Source organism: Streptomyces thermoviolaceus (assembly GCF_045209695.1).
Lineage (GTDB): Bacteria > Actinomycetota > Actinomycetes > Streptomycetales > Streptomycetaceae > Streptomyces > Streptomyces thermoviolaceus.
The window spans coordinates 5,284,723-5,302,163 of sequence record NZ_CP109280.1 but is presented as its reverse complement, the minus strand read 5'-3'; the positions used below and the strand labels follow the sequence as shown (position 1 = coordinate 5,302,163).

At 74.9% G+C, this 17,441-nt stretch carries 17 protein-coding genes and 2 pseudogenes; 7 read left to right on the top strand and 12 right to left on the bottom strand.

Features of this window, described 5'->3' with window-relative positions; translation table 11 throughout:
- Nucleotides 1–63 precede the first annotated feature (63 nt).
- Nucleotides 64–909, bottom strand: a complete 846-nt coding sequence (locus OG899_RS23135; protein WP_125499946.1) for a spermidine synthase — start codon at nt 907–909, stop codon at nt 64–66.
- A gap of 300 nt (nt 910–1,209) precedes the next feature.
- On the opposite strand from OG899_RS23135, the gene OG899_RS23130 reads away from it, so the two are divergent.
- Together OG899_RS23130 and OG899_RS23125 are read left to right on the top strand one after the other, a co-directional pair.
- A complete protein-coding gene (locus tag OG899_RS23130) occupies nt 1,210–1,983 on the top strand; it encodes a TVP38/TMEM64 family protein (protein WP_125499947.1) in 774 nt (257 codons plus the stop codon).
- A 68-nt stretch (nt 1,984–2,051) separates the two neighbouring features.
- Entirely contained in the window at nt 2,052–2,231 is a 180-nt protein-coding gene (locus OG899_RS23125; protein WP_125499948.1) for a hypothetical protein, read from the top strand.
- Between the two features lie 34 nt (nt 2,232–2,265).
- Here OG899_RS23125 and OG899_RS23120 read toward each other — a convergent pair whose 3' ends face one another.
- A complete protein-coding gene (locus tag OG899_RS23120; protein WP_125499949.1) occupies nt 2,266–3,006 on the bottom strand; it encodes an SDR family oxidoreductase in 741 nt (246 codons plus the stop codon).
- A gap of 314 nt (nt 3,007–3,320) precedes the next feature.
- Here OG899_RS23120 and OG899_RS23115 point away from each other — a divergent pair.
- Nucleotides 3,321–4,499, top strand: a pseudogene (locus OG899_RS23115) (nitrilase-related carbon-nitrogen hydrolase).
- Here the strand turns inward: OG899_RS23115 and OG899_RS23110 are convergent.
- Entirely contained in the window at nt 4,417–5,328 is a 912-nt protein-coding gene (locus OG899_RS23110) for a Gfo/Idh/MocA family protein (protein ID WP_168131450.1), read from the bottom strand. The pseudogene OG899_RS23115 and the gene OG899_RS23110 sit on opposite strands and share 83 nt — an antisense overlap.
- Nucleotides 5,325–6,521, bottom strand: coding sequence for an FAD-dependent monooxygenase (locus tag OG899_RS23105; protein WP_168131449.1), 1,197 nt, complete (start codon nt 6,519–6,521; stop codon nt 5,325–5,327). The genes OG899_RS23110 and OG899_RS23105 overlap by 4 nt, the downstream gene beginning before the upstream one ends.
- Nucleotides 6,522–6,641: 120 nt before the next feature.
- On the opposite strand from OG899_RS23105, the gene OG899_RS23100 reads away from it, so the two are divergent.
- Together OG899_RS23100 and OG899_RS23095 are read left to right on the top strand one after the other, a co-directional pair.
- Complete coding sequence (locus OG899_RS23100) at nt 6,642–7,286, top strand: TetR/AcrR family transcriptional regulator (RefSeq protein ID WP_125499951.1); 645 nt, start codon at nt 6,642–6,644, stop codon at nt 7,284–7,286.
- 466 nt (nt 7,287–7,752) lie between these two features.
- Nucleotides 7,753–8,232 (top strand): hypothetical protein, encoded by a 480-nt coding sequence (locus OG899_RS23095; protein ID WP_168131448.1) that lies wholly within the window; start codon nt 7,753–7,755, stop codon nt 8,230–8,232.
- A 72-nt stretch (nt 8,233–8,304) separates the two neighbouring features.
- Here OG899_RS23095 and OG899_RS23090 read toward each other — a convergent pair whose 3' ends face one another.
- From OG899_RS23090 to OG899_RS23065, 6 genes are all read right to left on the bottom strand, one after another.
- On the bottom strand, nt 8,305–8,823 hold the full coding sequence (locus OG899_RS23090; RefSeq protein ID WP_406311128.1) for a hypothetical protein: 519 nt from the start codon (nt 8,821–8,823) through the stop codon (nt 8,305–8,307).
- 162 nt (nt 8,824–8,985) lie between these two features.
- The gene (gene ung / locus OG899_RS23085; protein ID WP_125499953.1) at nt 8,986–9,669 is read right to left on the bottom strand and encodes a uracil-DNA glycosylase; all 684 of its coding nucleotides are present in this window, start codon (nt 9,667–9,669) and stop codon (nt 8,986–8,988) included.
- A gap of 395 nt (nt 9,670–10,064) precedes the next feature.
- Nucleotides 10,065–10,832, bottom strand: coding sequence for an SDR family oxidoreductase (locus tag OG899_RS23080; protein ID WP_125499954.1), 768 nt, complete (start codon nt 10,830–10,832; stop codon nt 10,065–10,067).
- A gap of 13 nt (nt 10,833–10,845) precedes the next feature.
- Nucleotides 10,846–11,607, bottom strand: a complete 762-nt coding sequence (fabG, locus tag OG899_RS23075) for a 3-oxoacyl-ACP reductase FabG (protein ID WP_125499955.1) — start codon at nt 11,605–11,607, stop codon at nt 10,846–10,848.
- A gap of 163 nt (nt 11,608–11,770) precedes the next feature.
- Complete coding sequence (locus tag OG899_RS23070) at nt 11,771–12,220, bottom strand: DUF3037 domain-containing protein (RefSeq protein WP_125499956.1); 450 nt, start codon at nt 12,218–12,220, stop codon at nt 11,771–11,773.
- Between the two features lie 20 nt (nt 12,221–12,240).
- Nucleotides 12,241–13,005: a HipA family kinase gene (locus tag OG899_RS23065; RefSeq protein WP_168131445.1), complete on the bottom strand. Its 765-nt coding sequence runs from the start codon at nt 13,003–13,005 to the stop codon at nt 12,241–12,243.
- 205 nt (nt 13,006–13,210) lie between these two features.
- Here OG899_RS23065 and OG899_RS23060 point away from each other — a divergent pair, with 205 nt between their 5' ends.
- The gene (locus tag OG899_RS23060) at nt 13,211–13,723 is read left to right on the top strand and encodes a Rieske (2Fe-2S) protein (RefSeq protein WP_168131444.1); all 513 of its coding nucleotides are present in this window, start codon (nt 13,211–13,213) and stop codon (nt 13,721–13,723) included.
- A gap of 340 nt (nt 13,724–14,063) precedes the next feature.
- Here OG899_RS23060 and OG899_RS23055 read toward each other — a convergent pair whose 3' ends face one another.
- Entirely contained in the window at nt 14,064–15,392 is a 1,329-nt protein-coding gene (locus OG899_RS23055; protein ID WP_125499959.1) for an aminotransferase class I/II-fold pyridoxal phosphate-dependent enzyme, read from the bottom strand.
- 34 nt (nt 15,393–15,426) lie between these two features.
- Here OG899_RS23055 and OG899_RS23050 point away from each other — a divergent pair, with 34 nt between their 5' ends.
- Nucleotides 15,427–16,098, top strand: coding sequence for a pyridoxamine 5'-phosphate oxidase family protein (locus OG899_RS23050; RefSeq protein WP_168131443.1), 672 nt, complete (start codon nt 15,427–15,429; stop codon nt 16,096–16,098).
- 161 nt (nt 16,099–16,259) lie between these two features.
- Here OG899_RS23050 and OG899_RS23045 read toward each other — a convergent pair.
- Nucleotides 16,260–17,183: pseudogene (locus OG899_RS23045) on the bottom strand (DMT family transporter); the annotation flags it as partial.
- Nucleotides 17,184–17,441: the final 258 nt, after the last annotated feature.

The following is a 17,441-nucleotide window of genomic DNA, read 5'->3' as shown; positions in this document are numbered from 1 at the left end:
CCGCGGACGGCCGCGTCCCTCGGTCGCGCGTCCCTCGGTCGCGCGTCCCTCGGTCGCGCGGGCTCAGCCGATGGTGAAGGCGCCGTCCGGTGGCTGCGGCGACGGTACGGCGTTCTCGTCCCGCACGACCGCGGCGTCGCCGGTGAAGTCCCGCAGGGCCTCACCGTGCGCGACGCGGGCCGGGAACGCGTCGGCCGCGGTCAGCCGGGCCAGGGCGGCGGTGTCGACGGGCCGGTGCGCGGCGACGAGCACGGCGTTGCCGAAGCGTCGGCCGCGCAGCATCGCCGGCTCGGCGATCACCGCCAGCTCCTCGAACACCTCGGCGAAGGTGGCCAGTTGGGAGCGGAGAAAGGCGAACGGCGCCCCGTCGGGGAGGTTGGCGAGGTAGACGCCGTCGGCCCGCAGCACCCGCCGGACCTCGTGGGCGTAGGCGAGCGAGGTGAGGTGGGCCGGGACGCGGGAGCCGCCGAAGACGTCGGCGATCAGTACGTCCGCCGAGCCGTCCGGGGCCTGACCGAGCCAGGCCCGGGCGTCGGCGGTGTGCACCGTGACGCCGCTGCGCTCCGGCAGCGGCAGGTGACCGGTGACCAGCTCCAGCAGGGCCCGGTCGTTCTCGACGACCTCCTGCCGGGATCCGGGGCGGGTGGCCGCCACGTACCGGGGCAGGGTGAGTGCGCCGCCGCCCAGGTGCAGCACGTCCAGCGGGCGGCCGGGCTCGGCGACGGTGTCCAGCACGTGCCCGATCCGGCGGGCGTACTCGAACTCCAGGTGGGTGGGTGCGTCCAGGTCGACGTACGACTGCGGCGCACCGTCCACCGTCAGCAGCCAGGCCCGCGCGCGGTCGACGTCGGGCATCAGCTTGGCAATCCCGTGGTCCACGGCACGGGTCACGGGGATCGGTTCGGTCACCGTCCCATTGTGCCGCCGGGCGGCCGGGGCCGTGAGGCGGGTGCCTGCCCCCTCCGGTCCTGTCGGCCCTTCCGACCCCTCCTGCGCTTCCGGACCGGCCGGCGGGCGGACGGCGGGACGGGCCCCGCCGGGCGGGCGGCGCCGGTGATCCTGTGCCTGATGTGGCCCGCTCGGCCCGGCCGCGCCCTGCCGCGCGTCGCGCGGCCGGCGTGCGCTCGGTTTGCGCCGGAGGGGAGTTGAGGGGTCGTCAGCCCTGGGGCGCTGCAGCGATCACCCCCGTCCGTCGGTTAATGTCACCAGATGTTCGATGCCACCGACCGCTCCGGGGGTACCGCCACGGCCTCTGACCACACCCGTACCGCGGAACCCGCCGGTCCCGCGGCCGCCGCGCTCCGGGCGGGACGGTCGGCACGGCTGCTCCGTGTCCTGCTGTCGCCCTGGTCCCGGCTGTCGCTGCTGCTGGCGCTGCTCGCGGGCGCCGGATCGTGCGTGCTGGTGTTCCAGCCGCAGCGGCTGCTGGCCCACGGCTGGCCGCCGCAGCTGGGCGGGGTCGCCGCGGCAGCGGCGTTCGCGGTGGCGTACGGGGTGTGCACGGTGGCGTTCGTGCCGCGGCCGCTGCTGAACCTGGCCGCGGGCGCCCTGTTCGGCACACCGCTGGGCCTCGCGGCCGCGGTGGCCGGCACGGTCCTGGGCGCGGGGGCCTCCTTCGGCCTGGGCCGGGTGCTGGGGCAGGACGCGCTGCGCCCGCTGCTGCGGGGCCGGCTGCTGAAGGCGGCGGACGGGCAGCTCAGCCGGCACGGCTTCCGTTCGATGCTGGCAGCCCGGCTGTTCCCCGGGGTGCCGTTCTGGGCGGCGAACTACGGCGCCGCCGTCTCCCGCATGAGCGCTCCGGCGTTCCTGTGCGCGACCGCGCTCGGCGTGCTGCCGAACACGGCCGCCTATGTCGTGGCCGGTGCCCGCGCCACCGCGCCGGCCTCGCCGGCGTTCCTGATCGCGGCGGCGTGCATCGCCCTGCCCGCGGTGGCGGGCGCGGTGGTGGCCTGGCGCAAACGCCACCGGCTCCGGGGTCGCTGAGCGTCGTTCCCGCCGTTTCGTAGCCGTCCGGTAGCGGAGCGTCAGTGCTTGCCCCTAGGCTTTGGGGCATGTCCCCCGATTCCAACGCCCCTGGTTCCGTGCGCTCCGCTGCCGAGCTGAACGAGCAGATCCGGGCGCTGTGGCTGCGTTCGGGCGGCTCCTTGTCCGCCCAGGAACGCGCGGAGTACGAATTGCTGGTGGTCGAGTGGGCCGCCGCCGTGCGTGGTGAGGTGATCAAGGCGGCCTGAGGGCGGCCCGCCGTCGCCGGTCGGCCCGATGGGGTCAGCGGCCGCCCGAGACCCGGAGCACCGCTCCGGAGGTGTAGGAGGCGTCCGGTGACATCAGCCAGGCGACGGCGGCCGCGACCTCCTCGGCACGGCCGGCCCGGCCCAGCGGGATCTCCGGGCCGACGCGCCGGACCCGGTCCGGATCGCCCGTCGCGGCATGGATGTCGGTGTCGATCAGGCCGGGTGCCACCGAGTTGACACGGATGCCGTCCGGACCGAGTTCCTGGGACAGTCCGATCGTCAGGGCGTCGACGGCGGCCTTGGTGGCCGCGTAGTGGACGTAGTCCCCCGGGCTGCCGAGCGTGGACGCGACGGAGGAGATGTTCACGATCACGCCGTCGCGGCGGGGCGTCATCAGTTGTGCGGCACGGCGGCAGCACAGCAGGGTGCCGAGGAGATTGACGTCGACCACCCGGCGCAGATCGGCGGTGTCCGTGTCGGCGAGCCGGCCCAGCGGACTGGCCACGCCGGCGTTGTTCACCAGTCCGGTCACCGGGCCGAGGCGTTGCTCCGCCGTGGCGAACAGCCGGTCCACGTCCGCCTCCACGGAGGTGTCCGCGCGTACGGCGATACCGCGCGCCCCCGCCTGGAGCACCTCGTCGGCCACGGCTTCGGCGGCCTTGGTGTCGTGGACGTAACCGATCACCACGTCGTGCCCGTCGGCTGCCAGCCTGCGGCAGACGGCGGCACCGATGCCACGGCTGCCGCCGGTGACGACGGTGACGAGACGCTTCATCCAGACCTCCGCTGTTCGGCGGGTGGGACCCCGGCCGCCGCACGCGCTGCCGGGGTGTCCGTGCACCTTCAAGTATGCGGGCGTGCCGCGCGCCGTGTCCGGCGAACAGCGCGACACGCCCTGCCCCGCGCGGCGCTCACCTCCGGGCCGGGTGACCGGGACGCGACGCCGGGGAACGCGGTCACGCCCCCTCCGGGTGCCCTTGTGGAAGCAGCGCCGCGGGCCGCACAGGCGGGCTGCCGCGCCCGGCGCCGGACGGGCCCGCTGGAGGCGTCGGTGGGGTCGCGGCACGGCCCGGGATGGGAGGACGCCCTGTGCAGGTGCGCGGCCGCCGGCTCGTCTCCGGCCGGTGGTCACGTCCACTGCTCGCGATGCTCGCGGGCGGCCTGCCGGTGTTCGCCTTCCCCGCGCCCTCGCTGTGGTGGGTCGCCTGCGTCGCCCTCGTGCCGTGGATCCAGCTGATCCGTAGCGCGCCGACGGGTCGGCGGGCCGTGGCGGACGGCTGGTGGGGCGAGCTGGGGTTCGTGCTGGCGGTGCACCACTGGCTGCTGCCCAGCACGCATGTGCTCACTGGTGCCGGCGGCGCTGCTGGGGGCGCTGTGGGGGCCTTGGGGGGGTGGCTGGCGCGGCGGCTGCTGGGCGGGCCGCTGTCACCGGGGCAGGCGGCGGCCCTGGTGGTGCTTCCGTCAGAGCAGCGTCGGCTTCGACCTGCGGGAGCGGCCGGACCTGGCACGGCGGCTGACGGAACTGTCCAGGGCGACGGGGGCGCCGGTGCTCGTGAACGTCGACACGCGGCGCACGGACCGGCCGGGCATCCACACAAGTTCCGTGCTCGTCGACCGGACGGCCCGACCGGCGACCGGCGACCGGCACGACAAGATGCGCCTGGTGCCGTTCTGGAGTACATCCCGCTGCGTCCGCTGCTCGGCTGGGCGACCTCGGTGGGCCGGGTGGCCGGCGAGGACCGCGGCCGGGGCCGCGAGCAGGTGGTGATGGAGGCCGGGCGCGGGCTGCGCATCGGGCCGCTGATCTGTTCCGAGTCCGCATTCCCGGACATGAGCCGCGACCTGGCAGGCCGGAGCGCCGACCTGCTGCGGGCGCAGTCGTCGACGTCCACCTTCCAGCACAGCTGGGCGCCCGCCCGGCACGCCTCGCCGGCCGCGCTGCGGGCCGCCGAGACCGGGCGGCCCATGGTGCATGCCAGCCTCAGGCGGGGTGTCCGCCGGGTACGGACCGGACCGGACGGGCGGCGCGTCGGCGCCCGGCTGGGCACGGACGCGAGCGCGGCGCGGGTGTCCGAGGTGCCCGCCGCGCGCGACGACACGCTGTACGTCCGTCTGGGTGACTGGCCGGTGCACGCGGCCCTGGTGGTGCTCGGCGTGTTCGGCGTGCGGGAGGGGGTGCGGGCGGTCAGGCGGCGCCGGAGCGCTCCAGCACCGTCCGCACGACCCGCTCGCACAGCTCATGGGTCTCCAGCGCGTCCCGGGCGCTGAGCACCGTGCCGGCACGGACCGCGTCGAGGAAGGTCAGTACGGCCTGCTCGATGCCGCGCTGCCGGGCCACCGGCACCCAGTCGCCGCGCCGCCGCACGGTCGGCTGGCCCTTGTGATCGACGGTCTCGGCGAGGTTGATCACCTGGCGTTTGGTGTCCTGCCCGGACACCTCGAGGATCTCCTCGGTGGAACCGCTCAGGCGGTTCATCACCCCGAGCGCGGTGAAGCCGTCGCCGGCGAGCTGCAGGACCACGTGGTGCAGCAGGCCGTCCCGCATCCGGCCGTGCACGGTGACGTCGTCGACCGGGCCGGGCACCAGGAACCGCAGCGTGTCCACGACATGGATGAAGTCGTCGAGGATCAGCGTGCGGGGCTCCTCGGGCAGCCCGACACGGTTCTTCTGCATCAGGATCAGCTCGCGTGGGTGCTCGGCGCACTGCACGTATCCGGGGGCGTGACGCCGGTTGAAGCCCACCATGAGGGAGACGTTCCGCTCCTCGGCGAGGGCCACCAGCCGCCGGGAGTCGGCGATCCGGTAGGCCAGCGGCTTGTCGACGTACGTGGGCACGCCCGCCTCGAGCAGCCGGGTGACGAGCTCGGGGTGGGCGGCGGTGGAGGCGTGCACGAACGCGGCGTCGAGTCCCTGGGCGAGGAGCGGGTCCAGGGCGGCGTGGCGCTGCGCGGCGGGCAGGTGCAGGCTGTCGGCCACCCGCTGCAGGGTCGCGGGCGTGCGGGTGTGCAGATGCAGTTCCACGTCGGGCAGCATGCCGAGCACCGGCAGATACGCCTTGGTGGCGATGTCGCCCAGTCCGATACAGCCGACCCTCACGTGTGCTCCCCTGTCGTCGCGCCGGTCCGCCCCGCAGCATACGGGGGCTGTTCCGGCCGCCAGTCGGCGATGCCGTCGAAGCCGCGCAGCAGCGCGTCCGGCCGGATCCGGGACAGCGCGACCATCAGGACGTCGCGGACGGCGGCCGCGGCGCGGCTGTTCAGCAGATTCACGCGCGCCACACGCAGTGCGCGGCGGGTGATGTCGCTCGTGCGGGGCAGCCGTGCCGCGGTGTAGGCGGCGAGGTCGCCCGCGTGGTGGGCGAGGACCACAGCGTCCTCCACGGCCTGGTTGCCGCCCTGGCCGACGGTGGGCGGCATGGGATGCGCGGCGTCGCCGAGGAGGGCGACCCGGCCGTGGTGGAAGGCCGGCAGCGGCGCGGCGAGGTGGTGGACGTCGTGGCGCAGCACGTCCTCGGGGCCGACGGCGGCGAGAACGGCCGGGATCGGGTCGTGCCACCGGCCGAACAGGCGCACCGGTTCGGCCCGTTCGTCGGCCGTGCGCCGCCCGGCGGGGGTGACGGCGGCGGCGTAGGCGTACACCTGGCCGTCCTTGAGCGGATGGGTGCCCCAGATCCGGCCCGTGCCCCAGGTCTCGTGCGAGGCGAACGGCACGCCGGGGTCGGGGACGACGATGCGCCAGGTGGTGAAGCCCGAGTGGACGAGGCCGGGGTGGGCGGGGAAGAGCGTGCGGCGGGTCGCGGAGCGGATGCCGTCGGCGGCCACGACCAGGTCGGCCTCCAGCTCGCCGTCGGGGGTGCTCACGCGGGCGGGACGGTGGGCGTCACCGGGGTCGGTCAGCTGCGCGGGGGCATCGGTACGGACGGTCCCGGGCGGCAGCAGCCCGGCCAGGGTGTCCACGAGGGTGGCGCGGTGCAGCAGGACCAGCGGGCCGCCGAACCGCCGGGCCGCCGCGGCGGCATCGGTGCGGGCGAGCCAGCGGCCGCCGGGGGTGCGCAGTCCCCCGGCGCCCTGCCAGGCGGCGAGGTCACGGATGCGGTCGCCGACACCGAGGACGTCCAGGGCGCGCAGGGCGTTCGGGGACAGCGAGATGGCGGCACCAACGGGTTCCAGGGAACGGGCCCGCTCCAGGACGGTGACCTGCCGCCCGGACAGGTGCAGGGCCGCGGCGGCGGCGAGGCCGCCGATGCCCCCGCCGATGACGACGACACGGTGCGGCCGGGACTGGGACATGTCTCCTCCTGCGGTGGACGCGGACTACGCCTGTAGTACCCGGACTGGACGATGACTGTACTACATCTGTAGTGCGTTCACTACAGGTGCAGTGGAGGGGTCGGCGGTAGGTTCGTCCTCATGTCCCACACCCCCGCACACCCCGTGCCGCCGGCGTCCGCCCCGGGCACCGCGGCCTCGTCCCGGGCCGACCGTGTCGCCGACGCCGCCCTCGCCCTGCTCGCCCAGCGCGGCATGCGCGGTCTGACGCACCGGGCGGTCGACGAGGCGGCCGGGCTGCCGCAGGGCTCCACCTCCAACGTGGCCCGCACCCGGCAGGCACTGCTGGAGCTCGCGGTGCGGCGCCTGGCCGAGCGGGAGGCCCGTGTGCTGGCCCTGCACGAGCTGCCCGACCCGCACACCGGCGGCCTGGACTCCGTGGTGGAGGCGCTCGCGCTGGCCACGCACCGCGCCCTGACCCGCAACCGCGACCTGACCGTCGCCCGCTACGAACTGGCCCTGGAGGCCACCCGCCGCCCCGAGCTGCGCGCCCACTTCGACGCGGCCGGCGCCCGTTTCCGCGAGCAGCTCACCGCGCTGCTCACCGCCCTCGGCTCGACCGCGGTGGAGCGGCACGTACTGTCCCTGGTGGCCTGGGCGGACGGGCTGATGTACTCCTGCGTCGCCGGGACCTACCACGCGCGGGTGCCGGATCCGGCGGAGGTACGGGCAGGGCTGCGCGAGCTGCTGGCGGGGATGACCGGGGCGGGACGACCGGTGGCGTGAGCGCCGCATCCGGAGCGGGACCGGAACGGCCGAGAGGGGCGCCGGACCGGCACGGCAGAGACGGGGGCGGGATCGGCACGACCGACGCGGGACCGATCGGCAGACTCGGCGCCGGATCGGCACGACCGAGAAGAGCGCGGGACCGGAAAACGCCCGAGGAGGGCACGGCACCCGACAACGTCCGAGGAGTACGCGCGGCAGGGCGGCCGCGCCGACGTGCACCGCGAGCCCACCAGCGGCGCAAGCGACCGGGGAGCCGAGGCATCCGACGCCGGGGACCGGGGCCTGCGACGGTCCCCCGCCCGGTGGCGCACGGCGTCAGCTTCGGGCCGCGCACCCAACCCTCACGGGGCGTGCGAGGTCACCCGTGCGGGGCATCCTCGGCCTGTCCCCCGGCCACCGGCCCGGCGACCCGAGCAGAGTGGCACGGGTGCATCGACCGACGACCACCGCAACGCTCCTCGTCATGGCGGCCGTTTCGGCCCTGACCGGCTGCGTCACGGTCCAGCGGACGCCCGAGCCCGGCCATGCCGCGGCCACCGCCCGGCCGCCGGGGACCCGCCCGGACGGCGCCGCCGCCCCGGCCGCCCAGGCCTCGCCCCGGCAGGCGCTGGAACGGACCGACCCGTCCGCCGCCGGCGACCCGGCCGGCCGGACTCCCTCCCGCCCCACGGCCGGGGCCGAGGCCGGGGCGCCGGCCGGGACAGCGCGGCCCGCGGCACCGGCACCGCGCTCCCACGAGCGCCATGAGCGGCCCGAGCAGCCTGAGGTACCGCGTCCACGGCAGACCCAGCGCAGCTCGCACACCCACGCCCCGCTGCCCGTGCCCGCTCTGCCGAACCCCGCGGCCCGTGCTTCGGGCCTGTGCGCGCTCGGCACGCAGTACGGCCGCTGGCGGATCGGCAGTCCGGAGGAGAAGATCTGCGGGCACACCTTCGGCCGCTGATCCGTGCCAGGCCGGGTGCGGCCGGACGCCGGTTGGGCAGCACGCCGGTTCGGCGGTGCGGCTGCGGTGGTCTCAGGCGCGCTGCCGGGGCGGTCCGCCCGGGCCGTCGGTGCCGTCGTCCTGTCCCAGCCGCTGTTCCAGCCGCCGGATCGCCGCGCGCACCGAGGCGCCGTAGCCGTCGTCGGGCAGGGCGTCGGCCGCCGCCCGCGCGCGGCGCAGATGGCTCCGGGCGGCCTCCGCGCGGCCGAGCCGCGCGTAGTCGGCGGCCAGGTCGAGGTGGAGGCAGGGGTAGAGGGCACGGGCGGCCGGTGCGCCGGCGTGGCCGCCGAGCCGGTCGTCCCGCAGTTCCTCCGCGGCGGACAGTGCCCTGAGGTCCCAGGCCAGCGCGTCCGCGGGATCGTCCTGGGTGTCGGCCATGTAGTGGGCCACCGTGCAGCGGTGCAGCGGATCGCCGTCCTCGGCGATCTCGTGCCACAGATCGAGCAGCCGCAGCCGTGCCTCCTCGCGGTCCCCGGCGTGGTGCAGCAGCACGCTCTGGCCGATCCGCGTCAGCACGGCGTCCGACGCCGTCCGCTCCTGTCGTTCCGTCACCCGGCCTCCAGCCCTGTTCCGACCGACGCCTACGACGCTAGCCGCAGCCGCGGTCGATCCAGGTCAGGCGGCCCGTGACACGACGGACACGCCCACGCACTGCGGTCCCGTCTCCCGCCGGCCGGCCCGGAGCGCCCCGGCCGGCGGGAGGGCGGGGCTCGCTCAGCCCAGATCCGGGATGCGCCAGTCGATCGGCTCGTGGCCCTGGCGGGCGATCGCCTCGTTGATCTGGGAGAAGGGGCGGGAGCCGAAGAACTTCCGGGCGGACAGCGGGGAGGGGTGGGCGCCCTTGACGACCACGTGCCGGTCCTGGTCGATCAGCGGGAGCTTCTTCTGGGCGTAGTTGCCCCACAGCACGAAGACCGCCGGGTCCGGTCGCTCGGCGACCGCGCGGATCACCGCGTCCGTGAACCGCTCCCAGCCACGTCCCTTGTGCGAGTTGGCCTCGCCGGCGCGGACCGTGAGCACCGCGTTCAGCAGCAGCACGCCCTGCCGGGCCCAGGGCATGAGGTAGCCGTTGTCCGGGACGGGAACGCCCAGGTCCTCGTGGAGCTCCTTGTAGATGTTGCGCAGCGACGGCGGGATCTTCACCCCGGGGCGGACGGAGAAGCACAGGCCATGGCCCTGACCCTCGCCGTGGTACGGGTCCTGCCCGAGGATCAGCACCTTCACCCGGTCGTACGGCGTGGCCTCCAGCGCGGCGAAGACCTCCTCGCGCGGCGGGTACACGGGACCGTTCGCCCGCTCCTTCTCGACGAACTCGGTCAGCTCCTGGAAGTAGGGCTGCTGCAGCTCGTCGCCCAGAACCCCGCGCCAGGACTCGGGCAGCATGGCGATGTCGGTCACGTCGTCCGTCCTTCACCGGTGTGCGGTCACTTGCAGGACACCGAACCTACCGGCGACCACTGACAACGCCCTACGGCGGCCGAGTCGACCCGCGCCGCGCGGCTGCTCCCGCCGGACAGCTCCCCGTCTCCATGGTCGACGACGCACGGGGAGGTCTCTACACGGCCGACGACGGAGGCCGACGACGGACCTGATGGTCTCCTTGGCCGCCGACGACCCCCGAGCACGCTTTCCGCAGGCGACGGCTGCTCCGCCCGCCACGGATGCGGCCGGCGAAGCGCTTCACCCCGCCCGTCCCGCGGATGACCGTCGGCACCCGGCCTGCCGCGGGAGCGGGACCGGGTGCCGTCCCAGGAGGGCGGCGGTCGTGACCGGATCGCGACCGCCGGCGGATCTCAGCCGACGCCGGCGTTGAGGAAGATGCCGCCGTCGATGACGAGAGTCTGGCCGGTGATCCAGTCGGACTGCTCGGAGGTGAGGAACGCCGCCGCACCGCCGATGTCGGAGGGCACCCCGAGCCGGCCCAGCGGGTAGGCGGCGGCCGCCTCCTCCTCCCGGCCCTCGTACAGGGCCGCGGCGAACTTGGTCTTCACCACCGCGGGCGCGATCGCGTTGACCCGCACCTTGGGCGCGAACTCGTGCGCCAGCTGCTGGGTGAGGTTGACCAGCGCGGCCTTGCTGACGCCGTACGCCGCGATGAACGGGGAGGGGGCCAGGCCCGCTATGGAGGCGATGTTGACGATCGCGCCGCCGTTGTCCTTCTGCCAGGCGTGCCAGGTGCGCTGGGCGAAGCCGAGCGCGGAGAGGACGTTGGTCTCGAAGACCTTGCGCGCCACGTTGAGGTCGAGGTCGGCGAGCGGGCCGAACACCGGGTTGGTGCCGGCGTTGTTGACCAGGTAGTCGATGCGGCCGAACGTCTCCATGACGCGTTCGACGGCCTCGCGCTGGTGGGCCTCGTCGTGCGCCTTGCCCGCGACGGTCATCACCCGCTCCGAGCCGAGGCGTTCGGCGGCCTCCTTCAGCGTCTCCTCGTTGCGGCCGGTGATGCACACCCGGTCGCCGCGGGCGACCAGCGCCTCGGCGATGCCGTAGCCGATGCCGCGGCTGGCGCCGGTGACGAGGGCGACCTTTCCCGACAGCTCGGGCAGTTCCACGGAAGTCATCTGGTCCTCGTCCTCAGTTCAGCGGTCCGCCGGCGACGTACAGCACCTGGCCGGAGACGAAGCCGGCCGCGTCGCCCGTGAAGAAGGCGATGGCGTTGGCGATGTCCTCCGGCTCGCCGACGCGCTGCACCGGGATCTGGGTGGCGGCGGCGGCCTTGAAGTCCTCGAAGTTCATGCCGACCCGGTCGGCGGTGGCCTTGGTCATCTCGGTGGCGATGAAGCCGGGGGCGACGGCGTTGGCGGTGATGCCGAACTTGCCCAGCTCCTTGGCGAGGGTCTTGGTGAAGCCCTGCAGACCGGCCTTGGCCGCCGAGTAGTTGACCTGGCCGCGGTTGCCGAGCGCGGAGGACGAGGAGAGGTTGACGATCCGTCCGAAACCGGCGTCGACCATGTGCTTCTGGCAGGCACGGGTCATCAGGAACGAGCCGCGCAGGTGCACGTTCATGACGGTGTCCCAGTCGGACACGCTCATCTTGAACAGCAGGTTGTCACGGATCACGCCGGCGTTGTTGACCAGGATGGTGGGCGCGCCGAGTTCCTCGACCACGCGGGCGACAGCGGCCTCGACCTGCGCCTCGTCGGAGACGTCGGCGCCGACGGCGAGGGCCCGGCCCCCGGCGGAGGTGATCTTCTCGACGGTGTCCTTGCAGGCGGACTCGTCGAGGTCGATCACGGCGACCGCGCGCCCCTCGGCGGCCAGACGGACGGCGGTGGCCGCGCCGATGCCGCGCGCGGCACCGGTGACGACGGCTACTCGCTGCTCAGTGGTGGACATTGCTGCTTCTCCTCGCCCTAGACAACGCCTTGCCGGACAACCCGGTCCGGGTTTTGGGATCCCGGCCGACCTACGGTGAGCGACCGCTTAGTACCTTCGGCAGACGTGACGCTAGAAGCCCTCACACCCGGTGTCAACGGGACACCGGGTGTGATGTGATCCATTACCTCACCAGGAGCCGCAGCAACCGTTCCGTCTCGGCCACCGGGTCGGTGGTCAGACCGGTGTGGACCGGCCCGGGCTGCAGGATCGTCGAGCGGGGCGCGACAAGCCAGCGGAACCGTCGCCCGGCGTCGTCGCCGCCCGCCGCCCCGGCCGTCTCGCCTCCGGCGCACACCTTCTCCACGGCCCGCAGCGCGGCCCGCACCCCCGCGACGTCGGCCGCCGGGTCGAGAGCCAGCAGCCGTGCCTCGTCCAGGTGGGTGCGGGCGCCGACGTAGGAGCGGGCGCGGCAGTAGACGACGACGCCCGCGTTGATGCACTCGCCGCGCTCCACCCGCGGCACGACGCGCAGCAGCGCGTACTCGAAGACGTCCCGGCCGCCGCCCTGGCCGGCGCGGGTGATGTGACGCTCGCCCGCCTGCCGGCCGCCGAGCACAGGACGGTCGCTCATCGAATTCCCCGCGGGCCGGTTCATCGGGTGCCCTCCAGGCCGGTGATGCGTTCGTGGACGACGGCGGCGCGGGCCAGCAGCGGGCGCGCGTACGCCCGGCGCACCTCGTCCGGCGTGGCGAAGCCGGGCTCTTCGCTCAGCCAGACCTCGGGGATCTCGGCCGTCACCTCGTCCAGCAGCTCCTCGGTGACGAGCGGGGCGAGATCGGCCGCGGCGGCCGGGACGTCGGGGGCGAAGGCGGCCAGCGCGTGGTCGGAGGCGTCGTAGGGGCGGGCGGCGGAGGCCTCGGCGCCGGGCCAGTTGTGGTGCCAGATCATGGTGGCGCCGTGGTCGATGAGCCACAGCTCGCCCTGCCAGCGCAGCAGGTTGGGGTTGCGCCAGGAGCGGTCCACGTTGTTCACCAGAGCGTCGAACCACACGATCCGCCCGGCCTCCTCGGCGTCCACCGGGAAGGCGAGCGGGTCGAACCCGAGGGCGCCGGAGAGGAAGTCCATCCCGAGGTTGCATCCGCCGCTGGACCTGAGCAGCTCCTGCACCTGCTCGTCGGGTTCGCCGACGCCGAGCACCGGATCGAGTGCGACGGTCACCAGGCGCGGCACCCGCAGACCCAGCCGACGGGCCAGTTCGCCGCACACCACCTCGGCGATCAGTGTCTTGCGGCCCTGCCCGGCGCCGGTGAACTTCAGCACGTACGTCCCGAAGTCGTCGGCCTCGACGAGTCCCGGCAGCGACCCGCCCTCGCGCAACGGCGCGATGAACCGGGTCGCGTTGACTTCCTTCAGCATCGCCCCAGGTTATCGGCGTCCCGGCCGGGCCGTGGCGCACGGGTGAACGCGCGGGCGCCTACGGCCGTACCCCTGTGCGCATGCGCATCGGCACGGCAGGGCCGTGCGCATCGGTACGCCCGGCAGGTCCGTGCGGATCGGCACGGCATGTCCTGCGCAGCAGTACGGCACGTCCTGACGAAATTCTGACGAAAGGAACACGGGTATGTCGGTGACCTCGAGCAGTGAAGCGGGCGGGACGCACCGTCCGCAGGCGGCGCCGGCCCGCCGCACCGTCGTGGCGGCGGCGGGCGCGGCGGGTCTGGCGGCGGTCCTGGCCGCGTGCGGCTCCCACGACACCTCCGGCTCCGGCGCGGCCCCCTCCCGGAGCGCCGACGGTACCGACGGCACCGGCGGCACCGGCGGCGACAGTGCCACGACCGGCTCCTCCGGCACCGTCCTGGCCAAGACCTCCGACATCCCCGAGGGCGGCGGCAAGGTCTTCGGCTCGCAGGGAGTGGTGGTGACACAGCCGGCGAAGGGGCAGTTCAAGGCGTTCTCGTCGACATGCACCCACCAGGGCTGCACGGTCGCCGGCATCACCGACGGCACGATCACGTGCCCCTGTCACGGCAGCGCCTTCTCCGCCACCGACGGCAGCGTCCGCAACGGCCCGGCGACCCGGCCGCTGCCCTCCCGGCCGATCTCCGTGTCCGGGGACGAGATCAGGCTCGTCTGAGCCGGCACCGGCTGCGCCGGCCCGCGCGCATCGGCCGGCGCTCACCCGCCGGGGGCGTCCCGCCGCCGTCGGCCGACCCGTTCCCCCGCCGCCCGCAGCGCCGGCACGTCCGGGCGGCGCACGGGGGACGGGCAGCCGGTGTGACCGTGCCGCGTCGATGGGGGAGGCCCTGACCTGCTCTCAGACGTACCCGACCCGGTCTCGGAGACAGTCCCGCGCCCCAGCACTGTCCCACGTGGCTCCTGACCGGATCTCCGTCTCACGTAGCGGCGCGCCGGATCTCTTCCACACGTGCGGCGCGCCGGACCGCCGTCATACGCAGCTCCGCGCCGGACCGCCGTCACACATAGGTCCTCGCGGGCCCCGGCGCCAGTGCGGACGCCACCGCGTCCGCCAGGGCCGGTGCCTCGTGCTCCGGGAGCGTGGAGACGGTGATCCGGATGCCCGGGGGCGCGCCGAGCCGGTAGCCCGCGCCGGGGGCGACGGCCCAGCCGGCGTGCAGCAGCCGGGCGACGGCAGCCGTCTCGTCCGGTACCGGCACCCACACGTTCAGGCCGCTGCGCCCGTGGGCGGTGACGCCGCGCTCGGCCAGCGCGTCGGTCAGTGCCCGGCGCCGGCGATCGTAGGCGGCCGCCACCGCGCGCACGTCGAAGCCGTCGTCGTCCCACAGCCGGACGACGGCGCGCTGGAGCAGCAGGCTCACCCAGCCGGGGCCGAGGCGTTGCCGTCCGCGAACCCGGTCCGTGGTGGTCTCGTCCCCGGTGAGGACGGCCAGGCGCAGATCGGGACCGTAGGCCTTGGCGGCCGAGCGGACGAAGGCCCAGTGCCGGGTGGCGCCGGCGAGCGGGTGGAGGGGGAGGCCGACGATGCCGTGACCGTGGTCGTCCTCGACGAGCAGGGTGTCCGGGTGGTCGCGCAGCACGGTGCGCAGGGTGCGGGCGCGCGGGGCGCTCAGCGCGGCTCCGGTCGGATTCTGTGCGCGGTCGGTGACGATCAGGGCTCGGGCGCCGGCGTCCAGGGCACGGGCGACGTCGTCCGGGAGCGGGCCGTCGTCGTCGACGCGGACGGGGGCGAGGCGCAGTCCGAGCGCGGGCACCAGGTCGAGCGTCCGGCCCCAGCCGGGGTCCTCGACCGCGACGGTGTCGCCGGGTTTGAGATGTGCGGCCAGGACGCGTTCGATGCCGTCCAGGGAGCCGGACACCACCGCGAGCGGGCCTGCGGGGACTCCGTCCGCGTCCAGTGCGGCCCGCGCGCGGCGCTCCAGTTCCTCGTCCACTGCCGCGTGGCCGTACAGCACCGGCGCGTCGTCCTGGCGGGCGGCGGCCGCCGCGAACGCCGGGGCCAGCGGCGGCAGCAGCGCGGGGTCGGGGTTGCCGCTGGAGACGTCGCGCACCCCCTCGGGCACCTCGACGCGGAGGTGGTGTCCGGTGGTCGCGGGCGCGGGGCGGACCCGGCTGCCGCGGCGCCCGGCGGTTTCGATGACTCCGCGGTCGCGCAGCACGCGGTAGGCGGCCGCCACGGTGTTCGGGTTGACCTCCAGACGGGCCGCCAGCTCCCGGATCGGCGGCAGCAGGTGCCCTGGTTGCAGCGTCCCCGAGCCCACCGCGCGCTCGATGCTCGCGGCGATGTCCGCCGCACGACGCCCCTCGATCGGATATTCTCCTAGCACAATGCATGGATTGTACTAGTACAGAGGAGTCGCCATGGGGACCCCGCCGCCCTCCGACGTCTACGAGCCGACCGACCGCACCGTGCCCACCCGCAGCGCGCACCGGGTCTCGTACGACCGGGAGCTGGTGCACGCGATCCTGGACGAGGGCCGGGTCTGCCACCTCGGTTTCGTGCGGGACGGGGCGCCCGTGGTGTTGCCGACGCTGTACGCCCGGGCCGGCGAGCGGCTGTACGTGCACGGCTCGACGGGCTCGCGTCCGCTGCGCTCGGCCGGCCGGTCCGATGACGGGCTGCCGGTGTGCCTGACGGTCACTCATGTCGACGGTCTGGTCCTGGCCCGTTCCGCCTTCCATCACTCGGTCAACTACCGCTCCGTGGTGGTGCACGGCACGGCCCGCCCGGTCACCGACGAGCAGGAGAAGCGGGCGGCGCTGGACGCCCTGGTCGACCATGCCGTGCCGGGCCGGGCCGCCGACTGCCGCCCGGCGAACGCCAAGGAGCTGGCCGCGACCGCCGTGCTCCGCCTGGACCTGGCGGAGGTGTCGGCCAAGGTGCGCACCGGCGGTGTCGCCGACGAACCGGAGGATCTGGCGCTGCCCCACTGGGCCGGGGTGATACCGGTGCGGCAGCGCTACGGCACCCCGGTCGCCGCGGCGGACCTGGCCCCCGGCGCTGCCCTCCCCGCCTACTTGATGGCGCTGTGATCCTGATCCATCCCTGGGACGCGCCCCTGGAGGACACCGAACGGCAGGACCGACCGGTCGGCCACGACTTCGGCCGTCTCACCGTGTCGGGCCCGCCCGGCGAGCCGTCCTTCGTCCAGCCCCTGCACTTCGCCGGCTTCGCTGTGGTCCCCGCGGCCGCCGCGGGTTCCGCGCGCCTCCGCGAGGGCGAGACCGGTGACCGACCCGAGCAGCAGCGCGGCGCCCAGGCAGGTCGCCGCGGTCAGCTGCTCACCGAGCAGCGCGACGGCCAGCACGGCCGCGCTGACCGGCTCCAGCAGCATGATCACGGAGACGGTGGCCGAGCGGACGACGGCCGCGCCCGCGAAGTACAGGGCATAGGCGAGGGCCGTGGGCACCGACCCGATCCAGCCCAGCAGCGCCAGCAGGCGGACGGGATCCCCGGTGTGCGGCACCAGCCCCTCCGCCAGGGCGAACGGCAGCAGGCACACGCAGCAGACGGCGAACGCCTCGATGGTGGTGCCCGCGTGGTCGGCGTCGCCCGACCGGCCCCAGCGCCGGGTCAGCAGCGTCATCGCGCTGTAGCCGGCCGCCGAGGCGAGGGCGAGCACGACCCCCGGCGGGCGCACCTCTCCCCCGCCGTTGCCCAGCACCAGCACGCCCAGTCCGGCCAGTGCCCCTGCCACGGCGGCCGCTCCGCCCCGGCCGAGCCGTTCGCCGAGGGTGAGGCGGGCGCCGAGGGCGATGAGGACGGGCCCGGCGCCGAGGGTGACGACAGTGGCCACCGCGAGCCCGGTGGCCTCGACGGCGGCGAAGTACGCCGTCTGGAACACGGCCAGTCCGGCCCCGGTGGCGCAGGCCCGCAACAACCGCCGGGCGCGCGGCAGGAACGGCGCGGGCCCGGCGGTGCGCGGGCGCAGCAGCCGCACGCCGGCCAGCAGGGCGGCGCCGGTCACGCAGCGCCAGAACGACAGGGCGGCCGGACCCATGTCGCTGACCCGGTAGACCAGGGAGCCGGCCGCGCCCGCGGTGCCCCACGCGGCACCGGCGACGATCAGACAGAGCAGGCCGCGCCCGACGGGCAGGCCCGAGGAAGTATGTGACACGTTGTCTCTCCGCAGAGCAGAAGCGCACAGGGCGAACCCCGGTGCGTCGGGGTCGTGGGACTTCCTTCTGCGGGCAGCACCGTCCGGGCCTGTCGCAGCGGGCGGTCATCCGCTGTGCGACAGGCCGACGCCGCGCGCCGGACCCGTCGGACCCGGTCCGGTCGTACGGCTGTCCGGCCCGGCGTCGTGCCGGGCCGGTCCACCGGGGCCCGCCTCAGGCGGCGGGGGGCGGAAGAACGAGTGCTTTCGCGTGCATGA

Excerpts from the sequence above, each read along its gene's own strand:
- OG899_RS23130 (WP_125499947.1), top strand. The coding sequence starts at position 1,210 with ATGTTCGATGCCACCGACCGCTCCGGGGGTACCGCCACGGCCTCTGAC.
- fabG (WP_125499955.1), bottom strand. The coding sequence starts at position 11,607 with ATGTCCACCACTGAGCAGCGAGTAGCCGTCGTCACCGGTGCCGCGCGC.
- OG899_RS23105 (WP_168131449.1), bottom strand. The coding sequence starts at position 6,521 with ATGTCCCAGTCCCGGCCGCACCGTGTCGTCGTCATCGGCGGGGGCATC.
- OG899_RS23060 (WP_168131444.1), top strand. The coding sequence starts at position 13,211 with ATGTCGGTGACCTCGAGCAGTGAAGCGGGCGGGACGCACCGTCCGCAG.
- OG899_RS23100 (WP_125499951.1), top strand. The coding sequence starts at position 6,642 with ATGTCCCACACCCCCGCACACCCCGTGCCGCCGGCGTCCGCCCCGGGC.
- OG899_RS23125 (WP_125499948.1), top strand. The coding sequence starts at position 2,052 with ATGTCCCCCGATTCCAACGCCCCTGGTTCCGTGCGCTCCGCTGCCGAG.
- OG899_RS23095 (WP_168131448.1), top strand. The coding sequence starts at position 7,753 with ATGGCGGCCGTTTCGGCCCTGACCGGCTGCGTCACGGTCCAGCGGACG.
- OG899_RS23120 (WP_125499949.1), bottom strand. The coding sequence starts at position 3,006 with ATGAAGCGTCTCGTCACCGTCGTCACCGGCGGCAGCCGTGGCATCGGT.
- OG899_RS23050 (WP_168131443.1), top strand. The coding sequence starts at position 15,427 with ATGGGGACCCCGCCGCCCTCCGACGTCTACGAGCCGACCGACCGCACC.
- OG899_RS23070 (WP_125499956.1), bottom strand. The coding sequence starts at position 12,220 with ATGAGCGACCGTCCTGTGCTCGGCGGCCGGCAGGCGGGCGAGCGTCAC.
- OG899_RS23065 (WP_168131445.1), bottom strand. The coding sequence starts at position 13,005 with ATGCTGAAGGAAGTCAACGCGACCCGGTTCATCGCGCCGTTGCGCGAG.
- OG899_RS23080 (WP_125499954.1), bottom strand. The coding sequence starts at position 10,832 with ATGACTTCCGTGGAACTGCCCGAGCTGTCGGGAAAGGTCGCCCTCGTC.